General features: G+C 67.7%; 20 protein-coding genes, 2 tRNA genes and 2 pseudogenes. 14 read left to right on the top strand and 10 right to left on the bottom strand.

Annotated elements, in window-relative coordinates; all coding sequences use genetic code 11:
* Window positions 1-132: 132 nt before the first annotated feature.
* The 7 genes from OXI49_17265 to OXI49_17235 form a co-directional block, all read right to left on the bottom strand.
* Window positions 133-1,125: a TRAP transporter substrate-binding protein gene (locus OXI49_17265; GenBank protein ID MDE2692251.1), complete on the bottom strand. Its 993-nt coding sequence runs from the start codon at window positions 1,123-1,125 to the stop codon at window positions 133-135.
* Entirely contained in the window at window positions 1,118-2,398 is a 1,281-nt protein-coding gene (locus OXI49_17260; GenBank protein MDE2692250.1) for a TRAP transporter large permease, read from the bottom strand. Before OXI49_17260 ends, OXI49_17265 begins: the two co-directional genes overlap by 8 nt.
* A 13-nt stretch (window positions 2,399-2,411) precedes the next feature.
* The gene (locus OXI49_17255) at window positions 2,412-2,906 is read right to left on the bottom strand and encodes a TRAP transporter small permease (protein MDE2692249.1); all 495 of its coding nucleotides are present in this window, start codon (window positions 2,904-2,906) and stop codon (window positions 2,412-2,414) included.
* Window positions 2,903-3,652 (bottom strand): SDR family oxidoreductase, encoded by a 750-nt coding sequence (locus OXI49_17250; protein ID MDE2692248.1) that lies wholly within the window; start codon window positions 3,650-3,652, stop codon window positions 2,903-2,905. Before OXI49_17250 ends, OXI49_17255 begins: the two co-directional genes overlap by 4 nt.
* Before the next feature lie 74 nt (window positions 3,653-3,726).
* The gene (locus tag OXI49_17245) at window positions 3,727-4,791 is read right to left on the bottom strand and encodes a proline racemase family protein (protein MDE2692247.1); all 1,065 of its coding nucleotides are present in this window, start codon (window positions 4,789-4,791) and stop codon (window positions 3,727-3,729) included.
* A gap of 65 nt (window positions 4,792-4,856) precedes the next feature.
* Window positions 4,857-5,912, bottom strand: coding sequence for an aldo/keto reductase (locus OXI49_17240; GenBank protein ID MDE2692246.1), 1,056 nt, complete (start codon window positions 5,910-5,912; stop codon window positions 4,857-4,859).
* Window positions 5,913-5,942: 30 nt separating this feature from the next.
* On the bottom strand, window positions 5,943-7,556 hold the full coding sequence (locus tag OXI49_17235; protein ID MDE2692245.1) for a M20/M25/M40 family metallo-hydrolase: 1,614 nt from the start codon (window positions 7,554-7,556) through the stop codon (window positions 5,943-5,945).
* A 115-nt stretch (window positions 7,557-7,671) separates the two neighbouring features.
* Between OXI49_17235 and OXI49_17230 the strand changes: the two genes are divergently transcribed.
* Complete coding sequence (locus tag OXI49_17230) at window positions 7,672-9,120, top strand: hypothetical protein (protein ID MDE2692244.1); 1,449 nt, start codon at window positions 7,672-7,674, stop codon at window positions 9,118-9,120.
* Window positions 9,121-9,130: 10 nt separating this feature from the next.
* On the opposite strand, the gene OXI49_17225 is transcribed toward OXI49_17230, so the two are convergent.
* Window positions 9,131-10,078, bottom strand: coding sequence for an ornithine cyclodeaminase family protein (locus OXI49_17225; protein MDE2692243.1), 948 nt, complete (start codon window positions 10,076-10,078; stop codon window positions 9,131-9,133).
* 29 nt (window positions 10,079-10,107) lie between these two features.
* Here OXI49_17225 and OXI49_17220 point away from each other — a divergent pair, with 29 nt between their 5' ends.
* Genes OXI49_17220 through OXI49_17210 form a run of 3 tightly spaced genes read left to right on the top strand, consistent with a single transcriptional unit; the run spans window position 10,108 to window position 11,711 of the window.
* Window positions 10,108-11,073 (top strand): pyridoxal-phosphate dependent enzyme, encoded by a 966-nt coding sequence (locus tag OXI49_17220; protein ID MDE2692242.1) that lies wholly within the window; start codon window positions 10,108-10,110, stop codon window positions 11,071-11,073.
* A 2-nt stretch (window positions 11,074-11,075) separates the two neighbouring features.
* On the top strand, window positions 11,076-11,375 hold the full coding sequence (locus OXI49_17215; protein MDE2692241.1) for a hypothetical protein: 300 nt from the start codon (window positions 11,076-11,078) through the stop codon (window positions 11,373-11,375).
* Window positions 11,376-11,423: 48 nt separating this feature from the next.
* Window positions 11,424-11,711: a putative addiction module antidote protein gene (locus OXI49_17210; GenBank protein ID MDE2692240.1), complete on the top strand. Its 288-nt coding sequence runs from the start codon at window positions 11,424-11,426 to the stop codon at window positions 11,709-11,711.
* A gap of 185 nt (window positions 11,712-11,896) precedes the next feature.
* Here OXI49_17210 and OXI49_17205 read toward each other — a convergent pair.
* Window positions 11,897-11,970 (bottom strand) — tRNA-OTHER (locus tag OXI49_17205).
* A gap of 715 nt (window positions 11,971-12,685) precedes the next feature.
* On the opposite strand from OXI49_17205, the pseudogene OXI49_17200 reads away from it, so the two are divergent.
* The 9 genes and pseudogenes from OXI49_17200 to OXI49_17160 all read left to right on the top strand — a co-directional run bounded on the left by OXI49_17200 (window position 12,686) and on the right by OXI49_17160 (window position 22,077).
* Window positions 12,686-13,840: pseudogene (locus OXI49_17200) on the top strand (hypothetical protein).
* A gap of 21 nt (window positions 13,841-13,861) precedes the next feature.
* Window positions 13,862-14,236 (top strand): annotated as a pseudogene (locus OXI49_17195) (tetratricopeptide repeat protein).
* Window positions 14,237-15,257: 1,021 nt separating this feature from the next.
* Entirely contained in the window at window positions 15,258-15,506 is a 249-nt protein-coding gene (locus OXI49_17190; GenBank protein ID MDE2692239.1) for a toxin HicA, read from the top strand.
* Complete coding sequence (locus tag OXI49_17185) at window positions 15,503-15,832, top strand: toxin-antitoxin system HicB family antitoxin (GenBank protein MDE2692238.1); 330 nt, start codon at window positions 15,503-15,505, stop codon at window positions 15,830-15,832. The genes OXI49_17190 and OXI49_17185 overlap by 4 nt, the downstream gene beginning before the upstream one ends.
* 84 nt (window positions 15,833-15,916) lie before the next feature.
* A complete protein-coding gene (locus OXI49_17180) occupies window positions 15,917-16,918 on the top strand; it encodes an extracellular solute-binding protein (protein MDE2692237.1) in 1,002 nt (333 codons plus the stop codon).
* Window positions 16,919-16,943: 25 nt separating this feature from the next.
* A complete protein-coding gene (locus OXI49_17175; GenBank protein ID MDE2692236.1) occupies window positions 16,944-18,077 on the top strand; it encodes an ABC transporter ATP-binding protein in 1,134 nt (377 codons plus the stop codon).
* The gene (locus OXI49_17170) at window positions 18,074-19,762 is read left to right on the top strand and encodes an iron ABC transporter permease (GenBank protein ID MDE2692235.1); all 1,689 of its coding nucleotides are present in this window, start codon (window positions 18,074-18,076) and stop codon (window positions 19,760-19,762) included. The genes OXI49_17175 and OXI49_17170 overlap by 4 nt, the downstream gene beginning before the upstream one ends.
* 25 nt (window positions 19,763-19,787) lie before the next feature.
* A complete protein-coding gene (locus OXI49_17165) occupies window positions 19,788-20,963 on the top strand; it encodes an MFS transporter (protein ID MDE2692234.1) in 1,176 nt (391 codons plus the stop codon).
* A gap of 25 nt (window positions 20,964-20,988) precedes the next feature.
* Window positions 20,989-22,077, top strand: a complete 1,089-nt coding sequence (locus tag OXI49_17160) for a DUF1295 domain-containing protein (protein MDE2692233.1) — start codon at window positions 20,989-20,991, stop codon at window positions 22,075-22,077.
* Between the two features lie 111 nt (window positions 22,078-22,188).
* Here the strand turns inward: OXI49_17160 and OXI49_17155 are convergent.
* A tRNA-Met gene (locus OXI49_17155) sits at window positions 22,189-22,265 on the bottom strand.
* 90 nt (window positions 22,266-22,355) lie between these two features.
* Here OXI49_17155 and OXI49_17150 point away from each other — a divergent pair.
* Window positions 22,356-22,706 (top strand): septum formation initiator family protein, encoded by a 351-nt coding sequence (locus OXI49_17150; GenBank protein MDE2692232.1) that lies wholly within the window; start codon window positions 22,356-22,358, stop codon window positions 22,704-22,706.
* Window positions 22,707-22,720 lie beyond the last annotated feature (14 nt).

Raw genomic sequence — 22,720 nt, 5'->3', positions numbered from 1 at the left:
GTGCTATGCGCAGGCCGGTTCGCTGATCTGCGACGGCCGGAGAAATCCGTGTACCGAATGTTCCAACTACGTTAGCGCCGGGCAACACCGGGGTCAACTGACATTCAACGCCTTGGATGGAAGTCGCGACGCCTACTGCCTGGCAACCTCCTCGATCGCCTCGAGCCCGCCGACCCGGGCCGCGTTGTCGACGTAGACCTGACGCACTCTTTCCTCGAACAGGCCGCGGTCGATCTCGTTGAACTCGAGACCGAGCTTCTCCAGCTCGACCAGGGCCGCCGCGGTCATCGACGCCATCGCCTCCCGCTCGACCTGGACCGAGGCCCTGCCGGCGTCGAGGACGGCCGCCTGAACGTCCGGAGGCATTTCGTCGTAGAGCTTTCGGCTGAAGATCAGCGCGACGGCCAGATAGAGGTGCCGCGTGTAGGACACGTACTTCGTGACCTCGTAGAAACGCTCACCGTAGAGGTCGACGTGGTCCGTCTCGGCGCCGTCGACGACGCCCTGTTCCAGCGCCGAATAGAGCTCGCCGAACGACATCGGCGTCGCCTGGGCGCCGAGGGCGTTGAAGGTGTCGACAAGGATCGGGGTCGGGATGACCCGGATCTTCAGCCCCTCGAAGTCGTCCGGCGTGACGATCGGCCTTTCCGCGTTCCAGGCGTTGCGCCGGCCGGCGAACCAGTAGCCGAGGACGACGACGTCGAGTTCCTCCTCGATGCGAGCGGCGACCCGCTCGCCGACCGGGCCGTCGATCACCCGGTAGAAGTGGTCGAGGTCCTGGAAGATGAACGGGAAGTTGAAGATCTCGGCTTCCGGCACGAAGGCGGCGATGCCGCCGCCGGCGCTGGCGGCCGAGGCGGCAAGCGCTCCCAGCTTGACCATCAGGGTCGCCTCCTCCTCGGTGCCCAGTTGCTCGTTCTCGAAGATCTGCACCTGGACCGCGCCGCCGGTACGGTCTTCCAGGACCCGGCTGAACTCCTCGAAGCCGGCCTGGAACGGGTGTCCGACCGGGCCGTTGTGTGCGACCTTGAGTACGGTGACGCCGTCGCTGGCGCGGCAGCCGGCGAGGAGGGCGAGTACGCCGAGGGCGAGGGCTGCGGCATGCCGGCGCAACCAGCTACTCATAGCCGAGGGCCTCCGGCAGCCACAGCGTGGCCTCCGGCACGAAGGTAAGCACGACAAGCATCGTGAGCAGCAACGCGAGGAAGGGCAGCAGTTTGGGCGTTACCTTCTCGATCGGCGTCTTCGAGATGCCGCAGGCGACGTACAGGCAGATGCCGACCGGCGGCGAGATCATCCCGATGCCGACGTTGGCCGCGACCAGGATGCCGAAGTGGAGCGGATCCATGCCGAGGGCGATAGCCGCCGGCAGCAGGATGGGCATCAGGATGATGATCGGCGGCAGGGCGTCCATGACCATGCCGAGAAAGAGGAAGATCAGGTGGACGAAGAGGATGAAGACGATCCAGTTCGGAGCGTGGGTCGAAATCCCTTCCGCCAGCAGATGAGGCAGGCGCTCGAACGTAAGGACGAAGGAGAACATCGACGCGGTCCCCAGCACGAACAGGACGACACCGGAGAGCGAGGCGGTCTGCAGCAGGACCTTCGGGACGTCCTCGAGCTTCAGTTCCCGGTAGACGAAGAAGGACACCAGGGCGCCGTAGACGACAGCGACGGCGGAGGCCTCGGTGGGCGTGAACACGCCGCCGTAGATACCGCCGAGGATGATGACGATCATGAACAGTGGCAGGATGCCGTTGCGGATCACGCGGAGGCGCTGGGGCCAGGACGCCTTCGCCTCGAGCGGCAGGTTGAGGTCGAGGGCCTTGATGTAGGTCAGCCCCATGAGGGCCAGACCCAGCACGATCGCTGGCGTGATGCCGGCCGCGAACAGGGCCCCGATCGACATCCCCGAGACGACGCCGATGATGATCAGGTCGATCGCGGGCGGCACCAGGGTCGAGACGCCGCCGGCCGAGGCGAAGACGGCGGTTGCGAACGCCGGCGGGTACTGCCGCTGCCGCATGGCAGGCAGGGCGACGGAGCCGATGGCGGCCGTGTTCGCGCTCGGCGATCCGGAGATGCCGGAGAACAGCATCGTCGACAGGATGACGACCAGGCCGAGGCCGCCCGGCAGGCGGCCCACGAACTGCATCGCCAGGTCGACGATCCTGCGCGCCATGCCGCCGTGGGAGATGAGCGCTCCGGCGAGCACGAACAGGGGCACCGCGAGCAGCGGGAAGGAATCCAGGCCGGCCAGGAACTTCTGCGGCAACACGATCAGGAACTCGGGCGAGCTGTAGAGCAGGCCGACCATGGCCGCGAGGGCCAGCGCGATGGCCACCGGTACGCCGAGCAGCAGCGCCGCCACCAGGGTCAGGATGACCAGAATGCCCATCGTCGCGCCGCCTCTACTCCGCCGGCGCCTCGGGCCGTCCCCGAAGCTCCCGGCGCCAGTTCACGAGCACGTAGTAGAGGGCCAGCGTGCTGCCGACGAAGGCGGACGAGTACGGCACCGCCATCGACATGCGCGTCGCCGGCGCGAGCATGTCGTGCACCTCGATCGCGAAACGGAGCGACTGGTAGGCGAAGACGACCAGGAACGCTGCCGCGCTGAGGGCGACCGCGGACCCGATCACGCGCTGAGCGGCCGGCGGCGTTCGATCGACAACGAAGTGGAGCGCGAAGTGGGCGCCCGTCTTCATCGCGTAGGCCGTGGCGAGCGCGGCCAGCCACATCAGGAGGAAGCGGGCAAGCTCCTCCGACCAGGAGAGCGACGCCTGCAGGACGTAGCGGAAGACGACCTGGGAGAACGTCACCGCGACCAGCGCCACCAGGATCGTGCACACCGCCACCTCGAGCGGGTGGCGAAGCAAGCCGCGGAGCGCTGCGCCGAGGCGCTTCAATGCATGTACTGGCCGCCGTTGGCGTAGAAGGTGGCGCCGGTCGTGAACTCGGAGCCGATCATGCAGTCGACCATCCGGGTGATGTCCTCGAATTCACCGAGCCGTCCCATCGGCAGGGTGGCGAGTTCCTTCGCCAGACCCTCCTCTGTTTCGAGGTCGTAGCGATCGATGACCTCGCGCGTCCTCACCGATCCGGGCACCAGGCAGTTGACGCGGATCCGGGGCGAGAGCTCCTGCGCCATGCACTTGGTCAGCGCGATCACGCCGCCCTTGGCGCTGCAGAAGTTCGCTCCGTTCTTGCGCCCGATCTGGCCGCAGGCGGCGCCCAGGTTGATGATCACGCCCGGGCGGTCGGGGTTGTGGAACACGAACTCCTGGCCGCAGACGAAGTGGCCGCGAAGATGCGCGGAGACGACCGAGTCCCACATGTCATCGGTCAACTCCGTGAAGGGCGCGTCGCGGTTGATGCCGGCGAAGTTGATCAGGACGTCGACCTGGCCGAACCGCTCGATCACGGCGTCGAACATCGCGCGCACCTGTTCCCGGTTCGCTACATCGGCCTGGACCTTCATCAGCCGCTCGGTGCTGCCCACGCTGGCCGCGATGCGGTCATAGGTCGCCTGCGCTTCGGGCTCGATCAGGTAGCTCATCACCACGCGGTAGCCCTTCAGCGCAAAGTGTTCGCAGACCTCGGCTCCCAGGCCGCTCGACGCGCCGGTGACGACCATGACTCTGTCTTCGCTCATCGCACTCACTCCTCTAAGTCGCAGCGTACTCGCTGCGCTGCGTTGCATGGAACTGGCGGCCAGTTCCATGCAACTTAGTGGCCGCCCCAGATGTCGCCGACCGTGAACCCGTTGGGGAAGGGGTCCTCCGGGTCGACGACGTACTGGGCAAAGCCGGTAATCCATGCCGTGCCCGCCAGCGTCGGCACCGCGGCGTCGACATGGCCGACCTTCGTTTCCCGCACCATGCGCCCGGTGAAGGTCGTGCCGAGGACGCCCTCGTGGACGAACTCCTGGCCGACGGGCAACTCGCCCTTGGCCCACATCGCCGCCATCTTGGCGCAGGTGCCCGTGCCGCAGGGGGAGCGGTCGAGGGCGCCGGTCCAGGTCAGTGGCCTGTTCCAGTCGAGCGTGCCGGTCGAGACGATCACCGTGTTGCGCCGGTGCGAGCCGGGGTTCAGCGGCGGCGCCGAGAGCTGGCCGATCGTCACGCCTCGGATCTCCGGATTGAGCGGATGCACCGGCGGCGGAAGCTGCTCCTGGCAGGCCGCCTTGATCATCTCGCCGACCCGGGTCGCTTCGGCGGCCTCTTCCGGCGCCAGGGTGAGGCCGACCTGGTCGGCGTCGGCGATCACGTAGAACATGCCGCCGTAGGCGACGTCGACGGTCACGTTGCCGAGTTCGGGCACGTCGAGGACGGCGTCGAGGTGGACGGCGAAGGCGGGTACGTTCTCGAACTCGACTCGCTTCACCTTTCCACGCTCGACGTCAGCGCGCACCCGGATCAGGCCGGCGGGCGACTCCAGGGTGAGTTCGGTGACGGGTTCCGTGTGCGGCACCATCCCGGTCTCGATCAGCACGGTGACGACGGCGATCGTGTTCGTGCCCGACATGCCGGGGTACTCGACCTGCTCCATGATCACGTAGCCGGCCACCGCGTCGGGATGCGTGGCGGGCAGGATCAGGTTGCAGTTCGCGGCGGGATAGCCGCGCGGCTCGCGCAGCATCCGCAGGCGCAGCTCGTCGGCCTCCGTCTCGAGGTAGCGCATCTTCTCGAACATCGTCGCCCCGGGGACGTCGAGAACGCCGCCGACGATCACCCGGCCGGGTTCGCCGCAGACGTGCGTGTCGACGGCGTGGATTACGTGGGAGACATGCATGCGGACTCAGCTACGGCAGAGCGAGACGATCGAAGTGAGGTGCGTTGGAGACCCGCATCGGGGATCTAGCTCCCGGCCGCTGGCGGGATGACCTTCATCTTCATCCAGCCCGCCGTGTTGTGGAAGTCGGCGACGACGCTTCCGGGCGGCACCAGGGCGTCGCAGGCGGCCCGCTGCTCAGAGGAGAGGCTCATCTCGAGCACCGGCAGCAGGTCTTCGAGGTGCCTGAGCGTGCGCGGCCCGATCAACGGTGCGGTGATCCCGGGCTGATCCTTGGTCCAGAGGATCGCGAACTGAGCCGGGGTGAGGCCGGAGTCGGCCGCGATCCCGGCGAACCTGCGGCCGACGTCGATGCCGGCTCGGGTGACGCGGTCGGCGTAGAAGCCGCCACGGAGCGCGGCTCGCGAGCCCTCGGGATAGTCGGAGTCGCTGAGATAGCGGCCCGCGAGCACGCCCATCGCCATCGGCGCCCAGGTGATGATGCCGAGGCCGAGGCGCTGGCACATCGGGATCAGTTCGTTCTCGATCCGGCGGTCCAGCAGGTTGTAGGGCGGCTGCTCGCTGGCGAAGCGGGCGTAGCCCTTCAGCTCGCTCGTCATCACGGCCTCGGCGACCATCCAGGCCGGGTGGGTCGAGCAGCCGATGTAGCGGATCTTGCCGGCCCGGACCAGGTCGTCCAGCGCCCTCAGGGTTTCGTCGAACGGCATCTCGGGCGAAGGACGATGCAGTTGATAGAGGTCGATGTAGTCGGTCTGCAGCCTTCGGAGCGAGCCCTCGCAGGCGCGGATCAGGTTGATCCGCGAGTGGCCGTACTCGTTGGGGCCGATGCTGCTGGTGTAGTCCACGACGCTCTCGCCTACGACCCGGCGGCCGTGATCGACCTTGGTGGCGATCAGCAGCTCGTGGCGGCGGCCGTTCGCTTTGAGCGCCCGGCCGATGATCCGCTCGCCCTCGCCCTCAGCGTAGACCTCGCCGGTGTCGATCAGGTTGATGCCGGCGTCCATCGCGGTTTCCAGCATCCGTACGCATTCCGGCTCGGGCGTCGGATCGGCGAAGTTGTCGCTGCCGAAACAGAGCGGGGCGACCTTGACGCCGGTCCGTCCCAGGGTGCGGTACTCCATGAGCGGTCCTGCCTCCGGTCGATCCCGCGGCTACTTGTGCCAGCGCCGCCCGTTCGCGAGGCCGTCGGTGCGCGGGAAGAGTTCGTCCCTCATGGCCGCATGGTAGGCGAAGCTGGCGAGGACGACCGAGGCCTGCCTGAGGTCGTCGGCGATCAGCCGGTCGTAGACGTCCATGTTCGTGTGGAAGGTGGCGTTGAAGAACTCGAGATCGTCCTGGATGAACTGGAAGCCCTGCAGGCCCGCTTCGAGGAAGGCCATGTGGTCCGTGCCGCCGGTGTTGCCGGGCACGATCCAGGACATGCCCACGTCGTGGAACGGCTCCATCCAGGCCTCGAAGATCGGCCGCGACTCGTCGTTGCCCTGCAGGTACATGCCGCGGAAGCGGCCGTACCAGTCGACGTTGAAGTAGACGGAGAGGTTCGCGTGGGCGTCCGGCTTCTCCGGTGACGCCGGGTCGCCGAAGTGCTCGCGGACGTAGGCCCGGGAGCCGAGCAGGCCGGCCTCCTCGGCGCCCCAGAGCGCGGCGCGGATGGTCCGCCGCGGCTCGAGGCCGGTCGCCTGCAGGAGCCGCATCGCTTCCATCACGATCGCGCTGCCGGCGGCGTTGTCGGTGGCGCCGGTGCCGGCCGGCTCCGCGTCCAGGTGGCCGCCGATCATCACGACCTCGTGGGCCAGGTCGCCGCCAGGCAGGTCGGCGATCACGTTGTAGTCGAGCGGATCGTCGTCGCTGAGGACGTTGCGGACTTCGATCTCCATCTCGACCGGCGTTCCGGCGGCCAGCAGCCTCATCATCCGGTTGTAGTGCTCGGGCGCGACCACGACGCGGGGCATCGGCACCGGTTCGTCCAGCGGCAGGGGGCCGTCGCCCGAGACGTGGACGATTCCCTTGTCCATCGGTCCGACGTTGGTGGAGCCGATCTCGACCAGGACGGCAACGCCCTGCTGCTCCAGGAACGTCTCGATGTCGTGGCGCGTCAGCTCGGGGTCGGCCTCGTCGTCGTCCGTGGACTGGCTGGGATTGTTCCGTGGGTCGATCTCGAGGCGGGCCATGCCGCTGAGTTCCTCGTCGGAGAGCCGGACCGCCTGCGGCGAGAAGTTGGGAACCAACTCCCGCTCGGGCGAGATGAGCAGGATCGACGTCTGGATCAGTGTCCCCAGGGCTTCCAGATCGTCCCGCGTCCGGATGGCGGCAAGGTCGACCGCGGCGACGGGACCGGCCACCTTGCCGTCTGTGCTCCGGGTGCCGGGCTGCGCGTAGCCGATGACCGGCTGGTACTGCGGCGCCGTGATGTGAACCGAGGTGTGGCGGTTCTCCCAGGCGTAACCGAACTCGCCCCACGGTTCGAGGGCGGCTTCGAGACCGAACCCCTCCAAGGTGTCCCGGGCCCAGGAGGCGGCGCTGTCGTAGGAAGGCGAATTCGCGTACCTGGGACCGTAGAGGTCCGTCAGGACATGTGCGAAGTCCATGACCTGGGAGCGGTTGAAGCCCTCGTCGCGGAGTTCGGCGACGACTTCGAGGTCGATGGGCTCCGTCGGACCGGTCGGCCCTCCGGCACCCTCTTCGCCGGCCGGGACCCCGCACGCCGCGAGCGCCGCCGCGAGCGCGACCAGCGCCGGCATCCGGTTGGCGCCGTTTGGAATCACCGTTCGGCACTATAGCCGCGCTCGTCCGCCGTGTCGGCGCCGGCCCTCTGGCCGGCATCTGCGCGATTCCGCGTAGCGGCGAGCCCGAGACCGCCTCGAGCACTACACTGCCGCCGTGTCAGCGATCGGCATCGCCGTTCTCCTCTTCGTCGCCCTCACGCTGTTCATCGGCGTCCGCACCTACGCGAAGATCCGCGGCCGCGCGACGAACTACTACGTCGCCGGCAACGCGATGCCGGTCGGCGTCGTCGGCATCACCCTCTGCGCCCAGGCGTTCGACGCGAACGGTTCGGTGGGCAACGCGTCGCTCGTCCACTCGGGCGGGTTCTGGGCCGGCGCCGTGATTCCGGTCGGGCTCGCCCTGTGCCTGTTCATCGCCGGTACATGGTTCGCCGAGCCGCTGCACCGCATGCGGCTGATGACCCTGGCCGACTTCTACCGGCGTCGCTACAGCGTCCCGACCGAGACCCTGGCCGCGTGCCTGATGCTGCTGAGCAACGTCGTCCTGGTCGCGGGCAACCTGGCGGGCCTCGGCCTGCTGTTCGAACTCGTCTTTGGAGCGCCCTACCTCGCCATGCTGGTTGCCGTCGCGCTCTGCATCCTCGCCTACGCCGTATCGGGCGGTCTCTACGCCACGATCGCGACCAGTGTGCTCCAGGTTTCGATCTTCATCGTGAGCATTGTCGTCGCCTTCGTCTGGCTCGGCGGCAGCCACGGCTGGGGCACGCTGCTGAGCTCCGCTCCCGAAGGCGCGATGAGCTTCGCGGGCCTCTTCTCGCGGGAGAGCGGCGCCCTCGTCAACTGGGCGGCGCTGGGGTCGCTGGCGCTGGGCGACATCGTCGCCATCGACTTCATCCAGCGGATGATCTCGGCCGATTCGGGCCGGTCGGCGAAGCGCGGCTGCTACCTCGCCGGCGGGCTGACCCTGGTCGTCGGCCTGACGGTTTCGCTGATCGGCCTGTCCGCCCACTACTTCGGCCGCGACGCGGGCTCCTCCCTGCTCGTCGACCTGGCGCTGACCGACCTGCCGCTGCTGATCGGAGGCGCGGTGCTGCTGGGCATCATCGCGGCCAGCATGTCGACCGCGAGCGGCGTCGTGCTCGACCTGGCGAACGTGATCACCCGCAACCTGGTCCAGCGCCACAGCCGGTCGACCTGGGACGATGCGCGGATGCTCCGCTTCTCCCGCTGGATCGCCCTGCCGACGATGGCCGGCGCCGTCGTCTTCGCCTATGTCCGGCCCGAGCCGGGCGTTCTGCTGATCCTCGCCTTCGACATCGTCCTCGCCGGTTGCTTCGTGCCCCTGCTGCTCGGCCTGTTCTGGCGCAAGGCGAACACGACCGGGGCGCTCGCCGGTGTGATCGCTGGCAGCGCCGCGCGGCTCGTGCTTCACTTCGCCGTCACGGACGCCTGGCGCGGCCTGGACACGCTGCTGGCGCCGGTGTTCAGCCTGATCGCGATGGTGGCGGTGTCGTTGATGACGCAGAAGACCCACCGGCCCCGGCACGACGAACTCAGGCGCGTCCCATCCGAACGCGACCTCGTGGCGGGTCTCGACGGCTGATGGGCGGGCTCTACTCCCTCAATGCCTGCCAGACCGCCTTTGCGATCTGAATGTCCTGCACCGCGACACCGGTCAGATCCGCGATGGTGATCTCGTCTCCGTCCGAGCGCCCCCTGGCCCTGCCGGCGATGATGTCGCCCAGTTCGACGAGACCGGTTTCGGCCACGTGGCCGCCAGCTACCGCGTAGTGCGTTTCGCCGTGGTCGATGCACTGCGACAGTGAATCGACGGCACAGACACCGGCTCTCGCGAACAGCGCCGGGTCCAGTTCCTGTTTGCCGGGGCTGTCGCTTCCCATCGCGGTGAGGTGAGTTCCCGGCCGGATCCACTCGGCGCGGACGAGAGCAGTCCTCGCCGCCGTGGCAGTGACGATCAGGTTGCTGTTTTCGCAGAGCTCCTGAAGGGTTTCGGCTATCTGAACGTCGAAGCCGGAATCCGACAGCTCGCTCCGGTACGCCGCCGCCTGTTCGCGGCGTCGCGCCCAGACCCGGACCCGGTTGCAGTCGCGCGCATGGCGCAGGTACTCCAACTGCATGCGAGCCTGCATGCCCGCACCGACGATGCCGATGCACTCGACCACGTCGGGCGCGAGATAGCGGGCCGCAATGCAGCCCGCAATGGCGGTTCGCACATCGGTCAGGTAGCCCGAGTCGTCCAGCAGGGCCAACGTCTCGCCGGTCTCCGCCGACATGACGATCATCATTCCGTGGCCCGTGGGAAGACCGCGCGAAGCGTTCTCGTAGAAGCCGGTGGCGATCTTGACGACGAAAACGTCATCGCCGTGGATTCGACCGTACTTGATGTGGCACTCGCCCGGCGGCGTGTCGAATCCAAGGTAACCGACGGCAGGAACCGTCGCCGCCCCGTTCGACAGCGCCACGAATCCGGCTTCGATCAACTCGATGGCGGCGGGTACGTCGAGAACGGATCTGATCTCGTCAAGGCCTGCCGATCGCATTCCGAAAATACTATGTTGGGAACGACGCCATGACAGACCACCCGACCCTCGGTGACATCGTCCGGGCGCAGCACCGCCTGAGGGGTCATTTGCGGCCGACACCGCTCGAAGATGCTGCCGATCTCGGCGCCGGGACGTTTCTCAAACTGGAGAACGCCAATCGGACCCACTCGTTCAAGATACGAGGAGCGCTGAACGCCATGCTGTCGCTGGACGAGAAGGCGCTGGCCCAGGGCATCATCGCCGCATCTTCGGGCAACTTCGCGATGGCGGTCGCTTACGCCGCGCGTCTGTGCGGTGCATCGGCACAGATTCTGATGCCCGTCGGCACGCCGAAGAAGAAGGTAAGCGGAGTACACCGCTACGGCGCGGGTGCTGCCGAAGCGGTGCTCTTCGGTGACGATTTCGATCAGGCCGAGGCCGAAGCCCTGCGCCGCGCCCGGGGCGGCTTGACGTGGTTGTCGCCCTACAACGACAGGCGGGTGATCGCCGGGGCCGGCACCATCGGTGTCGAGATCGTCTCCGAGTTGCCCCGGGTCGAAAGGGTGCTGGTCCCCGTGGGCGGCGGCGGCCTGGTTTCCGGTGTTGCCACCGCGGTCAAGGAGCTCAACCCCGCGGTCGAGGTGATCGGCGTGAGTTCCGAATCGACGCCGGCGATGTTCAACGTCTTCCACAACAGCGACAGACCACAAGTCTGGAACACCCTTGCCGAGGCGCTCTCGGGCGATATCGAGACGGGCTCGATGACGGTGCCGATCTGCAAGCGCTACCTGGACGATGTGGTGCTTGTTGCCGAGGAACAGGTCGCGTCGGCGATGCGTTTCCTGGTCGATGTGCAGGGCTGGGTGGTCGAAGGCGGCGGCGCGGTCGGTGTGGCGGCCCTCTTGCAGGGCGCAATACCGCGCGACGGCAAGATCACCGCGGTGGTCGTCAGCGGCGGCAATATCGACGGAGAGACGTTGAGGCGGGTTCTCCAGGTTCCTGAGAGCGCGTAGCCGTGTCGGGTGACGTTCTCCAGCGCCTGGGAGATCTGCTCCGGCGTGAACTCGAGGCGGAGGGCCTTCGGGTGGAGACCACCACCGAAGACGGCGAGCCGGTCCTGATCGTCGGCGAGATGAAGGTCTACCCTCGTCGCCTGCTCGAAGGGCAGCTGGCCGAGGTCGGCGATGTCGATGCCGTTGACCTCGACTGGTTGGCCAAGTCACACCGTACCTACTTCCGCAACCTCCGGCGCTTCCATCCGAGTCTGGTCACGCCGGCGTGTGATGGACGGCGCTCCGGATCGACCGATGTGTGAACTGTGGTCTACAGTTCGTCGCGGTCGAAGTGCCGGAAAGCGGGAGTGATGACCGAGACATTCAGCAAGTGGGATGCGGCCGAGCATCTGGGTAGCCGGGAAGATTCCCGCCTGTACCTTGAGGCGTGCGCGGAGGAGGACCCGGGCGACGGCAGCCTGATCCGAGCGGCGCTGAACGACATCGCGCGAGCAAGGATCATGAGCGGACTGGCCCGGGAAGCGGGCTTGAGCCGGGAGGGTCTGTACAAGGCCCTTTCGAAGGATGGCAACCCCTCGTTCACGACCGTCATGCGGATCACTCGGGCGTTGGGCCTGCAACTGCGCGTGACCGCGTAGCTGGACACTCAAGGAAACGGCGAGGGCGGCCGAGCCAGTGGGACGTCAGGTCACGCCACCGCGAACCGATCCCGCGCTCGAAAGCGCCCTTGAGGCGGAAGGCCGGCGGGTTGAAACGACGACCGCGGAGACCGCCGAGCCGCTCCTCGTCGTCCGCGGGAACCCAGCGTGTTGCCACGTGGGATTCGGTGGTCGACGGACTCGAACCGTCAGTCTCTGGGTAGCTCGTTTCAGCGTCTTGCCGTTGGACCAACCACCGAATCCCTCGCTGTCGCTCAGACGCGGCTATCTGCTATCGACATGATGAGTTCTCCTTTCTTGGGCGGGTGCCGATGGGCTAGCGGCAACGCAAGAAGGCACTTGCTCCTGCTCACCCCGATGCACCGAGTGGACTTGGAAGACGTCCGCAGTCGCCTGGGGGGCGGCGGCCTTCACCCTGTTACACCGACGAATCGCCGGAAACGTCTACAGCCGACCCGGGCCAACGCTCTTCACTCGAACATGAGACAACGATCCTCGATTCGTTACGGCCAGAGCTGGGGTCGGCCTCACCCGCATATGCCGGCGAATCCAGAAAAGCGTTGCTGCCGGCTCCTCTCACGGCCCAAACCGAGACACCACTCTGCGCTAGGGCAACCCGAGGCAACTGGGCATTTGCGTCCAGGTGGCCGCCGCCGCCGAGAGGCGGGGCGCTCGCTAGCCGCAGTTGGTAGCGAGTTCGGAGGGGTCTGGACGGATGTCCGAGGATGAAGACAGTGACCCCATCCGTAGCCATGCGTTAGTGTCTCCGCGAAGTGGCTTACAGGAGGTCCGCACTCGCACTCGCCGCGTTCGCCGGCGGTCTAGCTCTGGTCACGGCCGTTCAGCCCCAGACTGAGACCACGGGCCGGCTGGACCCGTCTGACGCCGCACAACTACGGGCTTTGGCCGAGAGAGGGCACGCCGCCTCCGCGCTTCAACTCGGGGTCACGCACATGCAGACTGACCCCGCAGAAGCGGTGAAGTGGATTCGGCTCGCTGCGGAGCAGGACCACGCCGAGGCTCAAGCCATGCTTGGGCGTCTGTACCAAGTCGGGCATGGCGTGCCACAGGACTACTCGGAAGCGCTTCGGTTGTATAGGCGAGCCGTCGAGCAGAACGATCCGATGGCGCAGTTCCACCTCGGGCTGATGTACTACAACGGGCAGGGCGTGCCCAAGGACGAGGCCGAAGCCGTCAAGTGGATTCGCCGTGCCGCCGACCAGGGCGACGCCGAGGCACAGTTCGAGATGGGCGGCATGTACAGTGTTGGCGCGGGCGTCCCTCAGGACTACGCCGAAACTGCGCGCTGGTACCGGCGCGCTGCCGAACAAGGCTACGTCGATGCGCAGTTTCTGCTGTGGATGGTCCACCACGACGGCCGGGGTGTGCCGAAGGACCCCGTTGAAGCTGCCCGCTGGCTCCGCATGGCGGCTGAACAAGGCCATGCCGACGCACAGTTCAAGCTCGGCATGCTGTACATCGAGGGGGACGGTGTGCCTGAAGACGGTGCCGAGGCAGTGAGGTGGCTCCATCGTGCAGCCCAACAGGGCCACGCCCAGACGCTCGAGATGTTTGGGGACACGCTCGACGAGTTGGCCTCGCTGGATGCGACGCTGGAGGATGCCGGAGACGGCTCTAAAGCACAGGGCGACGCCGGGTTCAATCAACTCCTGGGCGCCGCGGAAGGCGGTGACGCGGAGGCGCAGTACGAACTCGCTGTCGCGTACGCCGAAGGACGTGGCGGTGTGGATAACGACGAGAGAACGAAGCAGGTTCTACTCTGGGCGACCCGAGCGGCCAATCAGGGGCACCCTGGAGCGATGGCCGAAGTCGGGTCTCTCTACATGGGGACCGACGACGTGATGGCTCTCCGTTGGCTGCGCCCGGCTGCCGCACAGGGCCACGGAGGAGCACAAGGCAATCTCGGCTACATGTATCAGCATGGTCATGGCGTTCCCCGAGACACCGACGAAGCCGCCCGGCTCTATCGGCTGGCCGCCGAGCAGGGGCTCGCACAGGCCCAGCACAACCTCGGCGTGATGTACCTCCACGGCCAGGGTGTGCCGAAGGACACTGCTGAGGCTGCCCGCTGGTTTCGCCTAGCCGCTGACCAAGGTCATCCCGATGCAGTGGCAGCCCTCGGGCGGACCGAGCCAGCGCACGCGCTTCCGAGTTCACCTGGGGCTGAAGAGCGAGTCGACGCCGAGGAGCAGTACCGCCTCGGCCAGAGGTACAGATATGAAGTCGAGGACTATGCCGAGGCTGCGCGGTGGTACCGGTTGGCAGCCGAACAGGGCCATGCTGGAGCGCAGTTCAGCCTCGGACTCATCTACGCACAGGGGCAGGGTGTGACGGAGGACGACACCGAGGCTGCACGGTGGTTCCGCAGAGCTGCGGAGGAGGGCCATGCTGGAGCGATGTACCTCCTCGGCAGCGCTTACCTGATCGGTAGGGGTGTAGACCGCGACTTCCGCGAGGCCGTGCGTTGGTATCGCCTCGCGGCGGAAAACGGAGACGACGATGCGAAGGAGCGGCTTGAATCACTGGAGACGTGGCGCTGCTTCGGTGGGACCGACCTCAGCCGCACGAACGTACTACTCACGCTGAGTCGGCTAGAGCACGGCGGTGAGGTGTCGGTTGCCGGCACGACGTACTCGACACAGTTCGAGGTCCGGGGACTGGACCGGCGCTGGGATTTCGGTCTCGATGACGATGGCACCTTCGACTACATGTTCCGCATCGAGCCTGACGGCACTGGCCTCTACTACGACTTCTCGCGCTCAACGGACGGCACCGCCAAGCCCAGCCAGAGGTTCAGGTGCGAGCAGTTGCCGACGGAATCCGCTGCGTCCGCTGTGGGGGACGATCTCGGGGATGTCAGCGGCGCGGCTTTCGCGGGTCGCACGGGCACAGACGTGAGGCTGCCGTCCGTCGCGACTACGGGCGTCCCTTCGACGTGTGATGTTGAGAGCAGGGTTGACGGAGAGTTTGAGGGGTGGGAAGGAGATACCGTCGTCAAGCTGACGAATGGTCAGATCTGGGAACAGTCGGAGTACCACTACGAGTACTCGTACAGCTACATGCCGCGTGTCACGATCTTCCAATCAAGAGGGCAATGCAAGATGCTTGTCGATGGAGTCGATGAGCCCGTCGGCGTCAGTCGGTTGAGGTGAGGTGCCGAAGACGCGTTGGGCTTGTGGCGGCCGTCGAACAGGGGTAGGCGAGCTCTCCTGCGGAGCGGCCCAACCGCCGCTTGGCGGGGTCGTCCGGCAAACGGGAACCACTCTCTGCGAGCAGTCTCGGATCCTGATCCCTCGCAAGTAGCTGACGTTTCGGGAGTTTCCCGGAGTTCCGGGCGGGAGGAGTTGGCGAACCTGCAGACGGAGGTGTGGTTCGGCGGTCCGGCGATGCTCCTGGCCCGCGGCACCGGGGAGGGCTTACCGTCTGTGCGGTCTTGCTTGTTGGTAGCCGAAAGACGTCGCTCTAGGCGTTGCGCTGCGGTATCAATAGAGATACCGTACTTCGGTGGCGAAGACCGAAGCCATCGTGGCGAAGCTTCGCCGCAACCCGAAGGGCGCTCGCTTCGGGGAGTTGGTCGCGGTCTGCGACGCGTACTTCGGCGAGCCGCGTCAGAACCGTACGAGTCATCGCACCTACAGGACTCCGTGGCCGGGGGACCCCAGGGTGAACATCCAGAATGCCAAGGGGAGGGCCAAGACGTACCAGGTGCGGCAGGTGCTCGAGGCAATCGACAAGCTGGAGGGGATGAAGTGAGCGACCACTATACGTACCGGGTCACGTGGTCGGCGGAAGACGAGGAGCATGTGGGCCTGTGCGCCGAGTTTCCGTCACTCAGTTGGCTCGCGTCCACGCCGGAAGAAGCGCTCGCGGGCGTACGGCGTCTCGTAGCCGAGAGCGTCGAAGACATGCGGGCGAACGGTGAGGACCTGCCCGTTCCGTACGCGGACCGCGCATACAGCGGCAAGTTCATGGTTCGTGTGCCGCCCGAGACGCACCGGGCGTTGGCCATCCGGGCTGCCGAGGAAGGCGTGAGCATGAACCGCCTCGTCGGGGCGCGGCTGGCGGCGCGCTCGTTGTAGACCGCGCGGCCCCGTCGTGGGGCGACGTACACTTGGCGGCTGATGCCGAACGCCCTAGGCCGTCTATCAGTCCTCCTCTGTCTCGTGGCGGCCGCGGCCGTGGCGAGCTGCGGGGGCGATGGGAGGACACCGCTGGTGGTCTACTCACCGCACGGCCGGGATCTGCTGACGGTCGTCGAGCAGGCGTACGAACAGACTCGGCCCGATGTCGACGTGCGCTGGCTCGACATGGGCTCGCAGGAGGTCTACGACCGGATCCGGTCGGAACGGGCGAACCCGCAGGCGGACGTGTGGTTTGGCGGCCCGGCGACGATCCTGGCGCGAGGAGCGGCCGAGGGCCTGCTGGCGCCGTCCGAGCCGTCCTGGGCCGCGGCCCTCGATCCGGCCGACCGGCATCCGGAGGGCCTCTACTACACGCTCTACCAGACGCCGACGATCATCGTCTACAACCGCGACGTGATCGGCGAGGACGAAGCGCCCACCGACTGGGACGATCTTCTCGACGAGCGCTGGCACGACGAGGTCGTGATCCGCGATCCGCTGGCGAGCGGCACGATGCGGACGATCTTCGGGAAGATCCTGGCGGACTCGGTGTCGGAGACGGGCAGCACCGAGGCCGGCTTCGACTGGCTGCGGCAGCTCGACGGACAGACCCGGGAGTATGTCCACAGCCCCGCGGTCCTGCACGAGAAGCTGACGCGGCAGGAGGGCGTGCTCACGTTGTGGGAGATGACCGACACGCTGTCCCTGATTGATCGCGGCGCGCCGATTGCCTACCGCTTTCCGGCGAGCGGCACGGCCGTGATCCAGGACTCGGTCGGCGTGGTCGCGGGCTCGGACAGCGAGGCCGAGGCGGAGGCCTTTGTCGACTGGCTCGGCTCGCCCGAGGCCCTTGGGCTGGCGGTGCGCGAGGCGTTCCGCCTGCCGGCGCGGCTCGACCTCGACGCCGGCGGGCTGGCGCCGTGGGTAGCCGACGTGCAGTCCCGACTCCGTCGCGCCGAGGTGGACTGGCAGATGATCGAGGAGAACGGCGCCGCGTGGATGGCGGAGTGGGACCGGGCCGTGCGCGGTAAGGGCGGAGGATGAGCCGGCGCGTCCCACGGGCTGCCAGGTGACGGCGTCCGGCGTCTCGGTCCGCTTCGACGACGTCTTCAAGGCGTTCGACGACACGGTCGTCCTCGCCGGCGTCTCGCTGACCGTCGAACCGGGTGAGATCTTCGCCCTGCTCGGTCCGAGCGGCAGCGGCAAGACGACGATGCTGCGTCTGCTGGCGGGCTTCGAGCAGCTCGACCGCGGACGCCTGCTGATCGCGGACGAGGCGGTCGAACACCTGCCGCCGGCGCGTCGGGGAGTGGGCATGCTGTTCCAGAGCTACGCGCTCTTCCCGCACCTGAGCGTGGCCGAGAACGTCTCCTTCGGGCTGAAGGTCCGAGGCGGAGCGCAAGGCGAGGCGGATGCACGCGTGGCCGAGATGCTCGAACTCGTGCGACTCTCCGGCTTCGAACAGCGGCGGATCGCCGAGCTTTCGGGCGGCCAGCAGCAACGGGTGGCCCTCGCGCGGGCGCTGGCGCCGCGGCCGCGGGTGCTGCTGCTCGATGAGCCCCTTTCGAACCTGGACCCGGCGCTGCGCGAGGAGACCCGCGCCGACCTGCGCCGGACGGTCAAGCAGACCGGCATCACGACCGTCCTGGTGACCCACGAACAGGAGGAGGCCTTCGAACTCGGCGAGCGGATCGGCCTGCTGAATGAGGGAGGCCTCGAGCAGGTCGGAGGGCCGGCGGAGCTCTACCGGGATCCCGCTTCGCGTTTCGTGGCTACCTTCGTCGGCCGCTGCTCCGTGCTGGCGGGGGTCGTTCTTGAGCGGCGCGACGGCGACGAACTGACGGTGCGCCTGGAATCGCAGCCGCGGGCGGAGCCTTGGCTGTGTCGAGGCGGCAGCGGACTTCGGGCGGGAGAGCAGGTCGACGTCTGTGTTCGTCCCGAGGCCCTGGAACTGTCGACGGACGGCGGGTCGGGGTTGGCTGGCCGGATCGAGGCGGAGCGCTTCACCGGCAGCAACAGCTTCTACACGGTACGCCTTGCGTCGACTCGGAGTGACGCAGGGGACGGCTCGGCGGCGGGACCGGCCATTGAGGTGGCGATGCCGGGAACCGCGGCGGGTCTGAGTGGCGCCTGCGTCGTGCGGCAGCTTGCCGGGGAGCCGCCCTCGGCGTTTACTGGAGTTTCGACGGAGTCCGATCCTTGAGCGCCGCCGGGACCGGCCGACGGGCGCCGCAGCTCCGGTCGCTCATGCCGTGGCTGGTGCTGGCGTTCCTCGTCTGGCTCGTCGGCTACCCGCTGCTGGTCGTCGCGGCGGAGGCCTTCGGCATCGGCAGCCCTGGCGGAGGCGGCCCGACGACCGAGGCGTTCCAGTCCTTCTTCACTCGTGCCGACGAGTGGAACGCGATGTGGCGGACGCTCTGGATCTCCGTGCTCTCCACTCTCGCCGCGGCCGCGATCGGCGTGCCGCTGGGCTTCCTGTTCGAGCGCAACGAGATCCCGGGCCGGCGGTTGCTCGGCGCCCTGGTCGCGCTGCCGGTGGCGCTGCCGTCGCTGGTCGGCGTCATCGCCTTTCTCTTCCTCTACGGCGAGAGCGGGCTCGCGGCGCGCGGGCTCCAGACGCTGGGGCTGGATGTGTCCTGGCGTCTCACCGGAGCCTGGGCGATCCTGCTGGTCCACGCGTACTCGATGTACGTCTACTTCTACCTGTTCACCCGGGCGGGACTGTCCGGCCAGGACGGCGCGGCCATCGAGGCGGCACAGAGTCTGGGTGCCAGCCGGCCGCAGATCCTCTTCCGGGTCACGCTGCCGCGGCTCCGTCCCGCGCTGGCTGGGGCGACGCTGCTCACGTTCATGACCTCGCTCGGCTCGTTCTCGGCGCCCTACATCTTCGGCGGCGGGTTCCGCGTGATGACGACCCAGATCGTGGCGTCGAAGCTGAACGGCGAGCTGCGCATGGCCTACGTCGAGACGACCATGCTGGCGCTACTCGCCTTCGCGTCGTTGCTGCTGCTTCGCAAGATCGATCCGGGCCTGGACCTTGCGTCGGGAGCGCGGGGCACGCCGCCGGCGCGACGCCGTCTGCATAGCCGGGGCGCCCGCGTCGGGGCGGCGGCAGGTGGCTGGGTCCTGGCCGGCGTGCTCCTGCTGCCGCACGCGACGCTCATCCTGATGTCGCTCGTGCCGCCGAACACCTGGACGGTCGAGGCATTCCCGCCGGTGCTCGGGCTCGTCAACTACGGCGAACTCCTGTCTTCGACCGAGCGGCTACGACCGGCGTTGAACTCGATCTGGATGGCCGCCGCGGCGACGCTGGCGGCGGTGGTGGTGGGCGTGATGGCGGCGCGGCTGTCGCTCCGGCGCGGGGGCCTGCCCGGGCGCGCGCTCGAGGCGATGATGACGCTGCCCTGGGCGATACCCGGCACCGTGTTCGCTCTGGCCCTGGCTGCGGCGATGAGCGTCAACGCGCCCTGGGTCGGCCGCTTCGTGCTGGTGGGCACGCTGTGGATCCTGCCGCTGGCGTACCTGGTTCGCTCCCTGCCGCTGACCGGCCGCTCCATCTTCGCCGGCCTGCGCCAGCTCGACCCGCGCCTGGAGGAAGCGGCGGCGAGTCTGGGCGCCGGAACGTTGAGGACGGTCGCGCAGATCGTGCTGCCCCTGCTGCGGCCGGCCGTGATCGCGGGCGCGGGTCTCGCCTTCATCACGATGCTGGGCGATTTCGTGACGTCGATCGTGCTCTACACCTACGACACCCGCCCGATCTCGATCGAGATTCAGTCCAGCCTGCGAATCCAGGAGACGGGTATCGCCGCTGCCTACGGGGTGCTGCTCATGCTGCTGAGCGCGGCCGCGTTCATCGCCTGGGACGACCGGGCCGGCGGCCGCCTCTGACGTGTCGCGGTTGGAGGACCGCCAAATGTCGCGCTTGATCGACCATCGCCTGGCGGCCTTGATGGTGGTCGCCTTCGTCAGCACGCTGGGCGAGTTCCTGGTCGTGGCGCTCCTGCCGTTCTACGCCGAGCGCTACGGCGCGACGCCCCTGGAAGTCGGCGCCCTGGTATCCGCCTTCGCCCTGGCGTCGATGGCGACCGCTCCACTCTGGGGCCGGCTCGCCGACCGGAGAGGCCGGAGGCCGGCGCTGCTTCTCGGCCTCGTGGTGTCGGCCGCGGGTTACCTGCTCTTCGGGCTGGCCCAGTCGCTCGAGCTCCTGCTGTTGGCCCGCCTGGTGCACGGTGTCGGCGGCGGTACGGTGCCGGTGGTGTTCGCCTACATCGCAGACTCGGTCACCGGGGAGCGGCGGGCCGAGGGCATCGGCTGGGTCACCGCCGTCACCAGCGCCGCGGCGATGATCGGCCCGGCCGTGGGCGGCTTCGCGGGTCAGCTTCATCCGGCCGGCGCCGGCGCCGTGGCCGCGGCCTTCAGCCTGGCGGCAGCGGTGTTCGCGCGCTTCTGGCTGCCGGAATCGCGACAGAGAAGGGAAAGGGAGGTGGCGGAGAAGACGCGCTACTCCATCCTGGCCGCGGTGGGTCGCGTCGCCACGCAGCCCCTGCGTCCGCTGAACCTGCTGATCTGGATCTATGCCGCTGGCCAGATCGGCATGGCGGGGATGACGGCGATCATCGGCCTCTACCTCGGTCGCCGTTTCGGGGTCGACGAATCGAACATCGGCCTGTTCTTCCTCTATCTCGGCGGCCTGTCCATCGCATTCCGCGTAGTCGTGCTGGGGCCGGTGGTGCGCCGCTACGGCGAGGTCAATGTTCTGCGGGCCGGCGCCGTGAGCTTCGGCGTCGGGTTGATCGCCACTCCCTTCGCCACCGGCCTCTGGACGCTCGGAGCGGCGATCTTCCTCGTACCGCTGGGAACGTCGCTGCTCTTCCCCTGCACGACGTCCCAGGTGTCGAAGCACGCGCCCGGGAGCGGCGTCGTGGGCCAGGTGCTCGGCGTGCAGCAGGCGTATGGCAACGGCAGCAAGATCGCGGCGCCGCTGGCAGCGGCCTACCTGTTCCAGGCTTTGTCGCCGGAGGCGCCGTTCATTGCCATCGGAGCGGTGCTGATCGTCGCGGCGGCGGCTTCCGCGCGCCTACGCGGCTAGGCTTCTCCGACAGGGAGGTACAGACATGCCGCAGTTCTCGTTGTCCGCGCTGTCGGCCGGCACCCTGCTCGAGGCGGCGGGGATGCTGTTGCTGTTCATCGGCTTTCTCTTCGCGGGTTCGATGGTCCTGCCCGGCCGGCGGGTCGCCGGGCCCGAGCTCGAGGGGGAAACGCGTATCTACAAGCTGAACGGCCTGGCCCTGTTCCTGGTCACGGTGACGCTGGGCATCGTCGCCCAGGGGTTCGGCTGGTTCTCCTTCTCTGTGCTGCACACCCGCTTCGCGGCCCTGTTCGTCGTCGCGAACGTGTTCGCCCTTGCCGCATCGGGCTGGCTCTATCTCCGGGGAGCACGACCCGGGCGCGCCCCGGAGGGAGATGGTCGAGCGTTCCTGATGGGTTCGGAGCTCAACCCGACCCTCTTCGGTGTGGACCTTAAGATGTTCAGCTACCGGCCGTCGCTCATCGGCCTGGCGGTGTTCAACCTGTCCTTCGCCGCCGTCCAGTTCGAAACCCACGGCCGGCTGACGCTGGCGATGGCCGTCTACCAGGCCATCACCTTCGTCTACGTGTTCAACTACTTCCAGTTCGAGTACGGGATGGTCCACACCTGGGACATCATCGCCGAGCGTTTCGGGCTGGGCCTGGTCTGGGGCGACTACGTCCTGGTGCCGTTCTTCTACTGCCTGTCCGGGTGGTGGCTGGTCGACGCGCCGGACACCTTGCCTCCGGTGGCGGCGGCCGGCATCGTCCTGCTTGCCGCTTTCGGCTTCTGGCTCTTCCGTGGCGCCAACGAGCAGAAACACCGCTTCAAGCAGGATCCGAACGTCAGGATCTGGGGGCGACAGGCCGAAACCCTGGACGGGCGCTTGCTGGTGTCCGGTTTCTGGGGCAAGGGGCGACACCTCAACTACACCGGCGAGATCTGCGTCTACTTCGCGTTCACGCTGACCACCGGCTTCGTGTCCTGGGTGCCCTTCCTGCTGCCGGCGTGGCTGACGGGACTGCTGCTCCACCGTTCCCGGCGTGACGACCGTCGCTGCCGCGCGAAGTACGGCGAGCTGTGGGAGCGCTACACGAAGCGGGTGCGTTACTCGGTGCTGCCCTTCATTCCGTAGGGGATTCCAGTGCGGACGGCGCTGCGCGCCGGCAGTGTTCCCTGAGGCGGGTCAGAAGACCCGCGCACCCAGCGAAAAGGGCGCGGCCAACGGCCGCGCCCTGTATCGACTTGGTAGCGGGGGCAGGATTTGAACCTGCGACCTTTGGGTTATGAGCCCAATGAGCTACCAGACTGCTCCACCCCGCGTCAGGACCGAAAATCGTGGCACAGGCGGGAGGAGGTGTCAACCACTCGGACGCTCCGGACGCGGGACCGCGGCTCGTGTAGGCTTTCCCCGTGTCGGCGACGCCTCCAGACGGGCGCGAACGGCTGCGGGAGCGCGTGGATCGTTGGCGCGAGAGGGCTCAGCGTTCGCTGCCGACGTTGATCGGCGTGGGGCTGATCCTCGCCCTGCTGTTTCTTGCGAGGGCGGGCTCCGAGAGCTACGCGGGGCTGGCTGAACTGGCGGAGCGCGAGGCGGAACTCGAGATCGACCTCGAGGAAACCCGGCTGCGCGTGGATCGACTCAGCCGCAGGGTGGAGTTGCTCCAGGACGATCCCGTGGTGCTGGAGCGGCTGGCGCGCGAGGAGCTGGGCCTGGTGAGGCCGGGCGACACGGTTGTCGTCCTGCCGCAGACGGACGAGTGATTCCGGCTTCCCCG

Source organism: Acidobacteriota bacterium (genome assembly GCA_028875725.1).
Taxonomy (GTDB): domain Bacteria; phylum Acidobacteriota; class Thermoanaerobaculia; order Multivoradales; family Multivoraceae; genus Multivorans.
This window is presented reverse-complemented; position numbering and strand designations above follow the sequence as displayed.

Excerpts from the sequence above, each read along its gene's own strand:
- OXI49_17265 (MDE2692251.1), bottom strand. The coding sequence starts at position 1,125 with ATGAGTAGCTGGTTGCGCCGGCATGCCGCAGCCCTCGCCCTCGGCGTA.
- OXI49_17260 (MDE2692250.1), bottom strand. The coding sequence starts at position 2,398 with ATGGGCATTCTGGTCATCCTGACCCTGGTGGCGGCGCTGCTGCTCGGC.
- OXI49_17250 (MDE2692248.1), bottom strand. The coding sequence starts at position 3,652 with ATGAGCGAAGACAGAGTCATGGTCGTCACCGGCGCGTCGAGCGGCCTG.
- OXI49_17245 (MDE2692247.1), bottom strand. The coding sequence starts at position 4,791 with ATGCATGTCTCCCACGTAATCCACGCCGTCGACACGCACGTCTGCGGC.
- OXI49_17240 (MDE2692246.1), bottom strand. The coding sequence starts at position 5,912 with ATGGAGTACCGCACCCTGGGACGGACCGGCGTCAAGGTCGCCCCGCTC.
- OXI49_17225 (MDE2692243.1), bottom strand. The coding sequence starts at position 10,078 with ATGCGATCGGCAGGCCTTGACGAGATCAGATCCGTTCTCGACGTACCC.
- OXI49_17220 (MDE2692242.1), top strand. The coding sequence starts at position 10,108 with ATGACAGACCACCCGACCCTCGGTGACATCGTCCGGGCGCAGCACCGC.
- OXI49_17210 (MDE2692240.1), top strand. The coding sequence starts at position 11,424 with ATGACCGAGACATTCAGCAAGTGGGATGCGGCCGAGCATCTGGGTAGC.
- OXI49_17165 (MDE2692234.1), top strand. The coding sequence starts at position 19,788 with ATGTCGCGCTTGATCGACCATCGCCTGGCGGCCTTGATGGTGGTCGCC.
- OXI49_17160 (MDE2692233.1), top strand. The coding sequence starts at position 20,989 with ATGCCGCAGTTCTCGTTGTCCGCGCTGTCGGCCGGCACCCTGCTCGAG.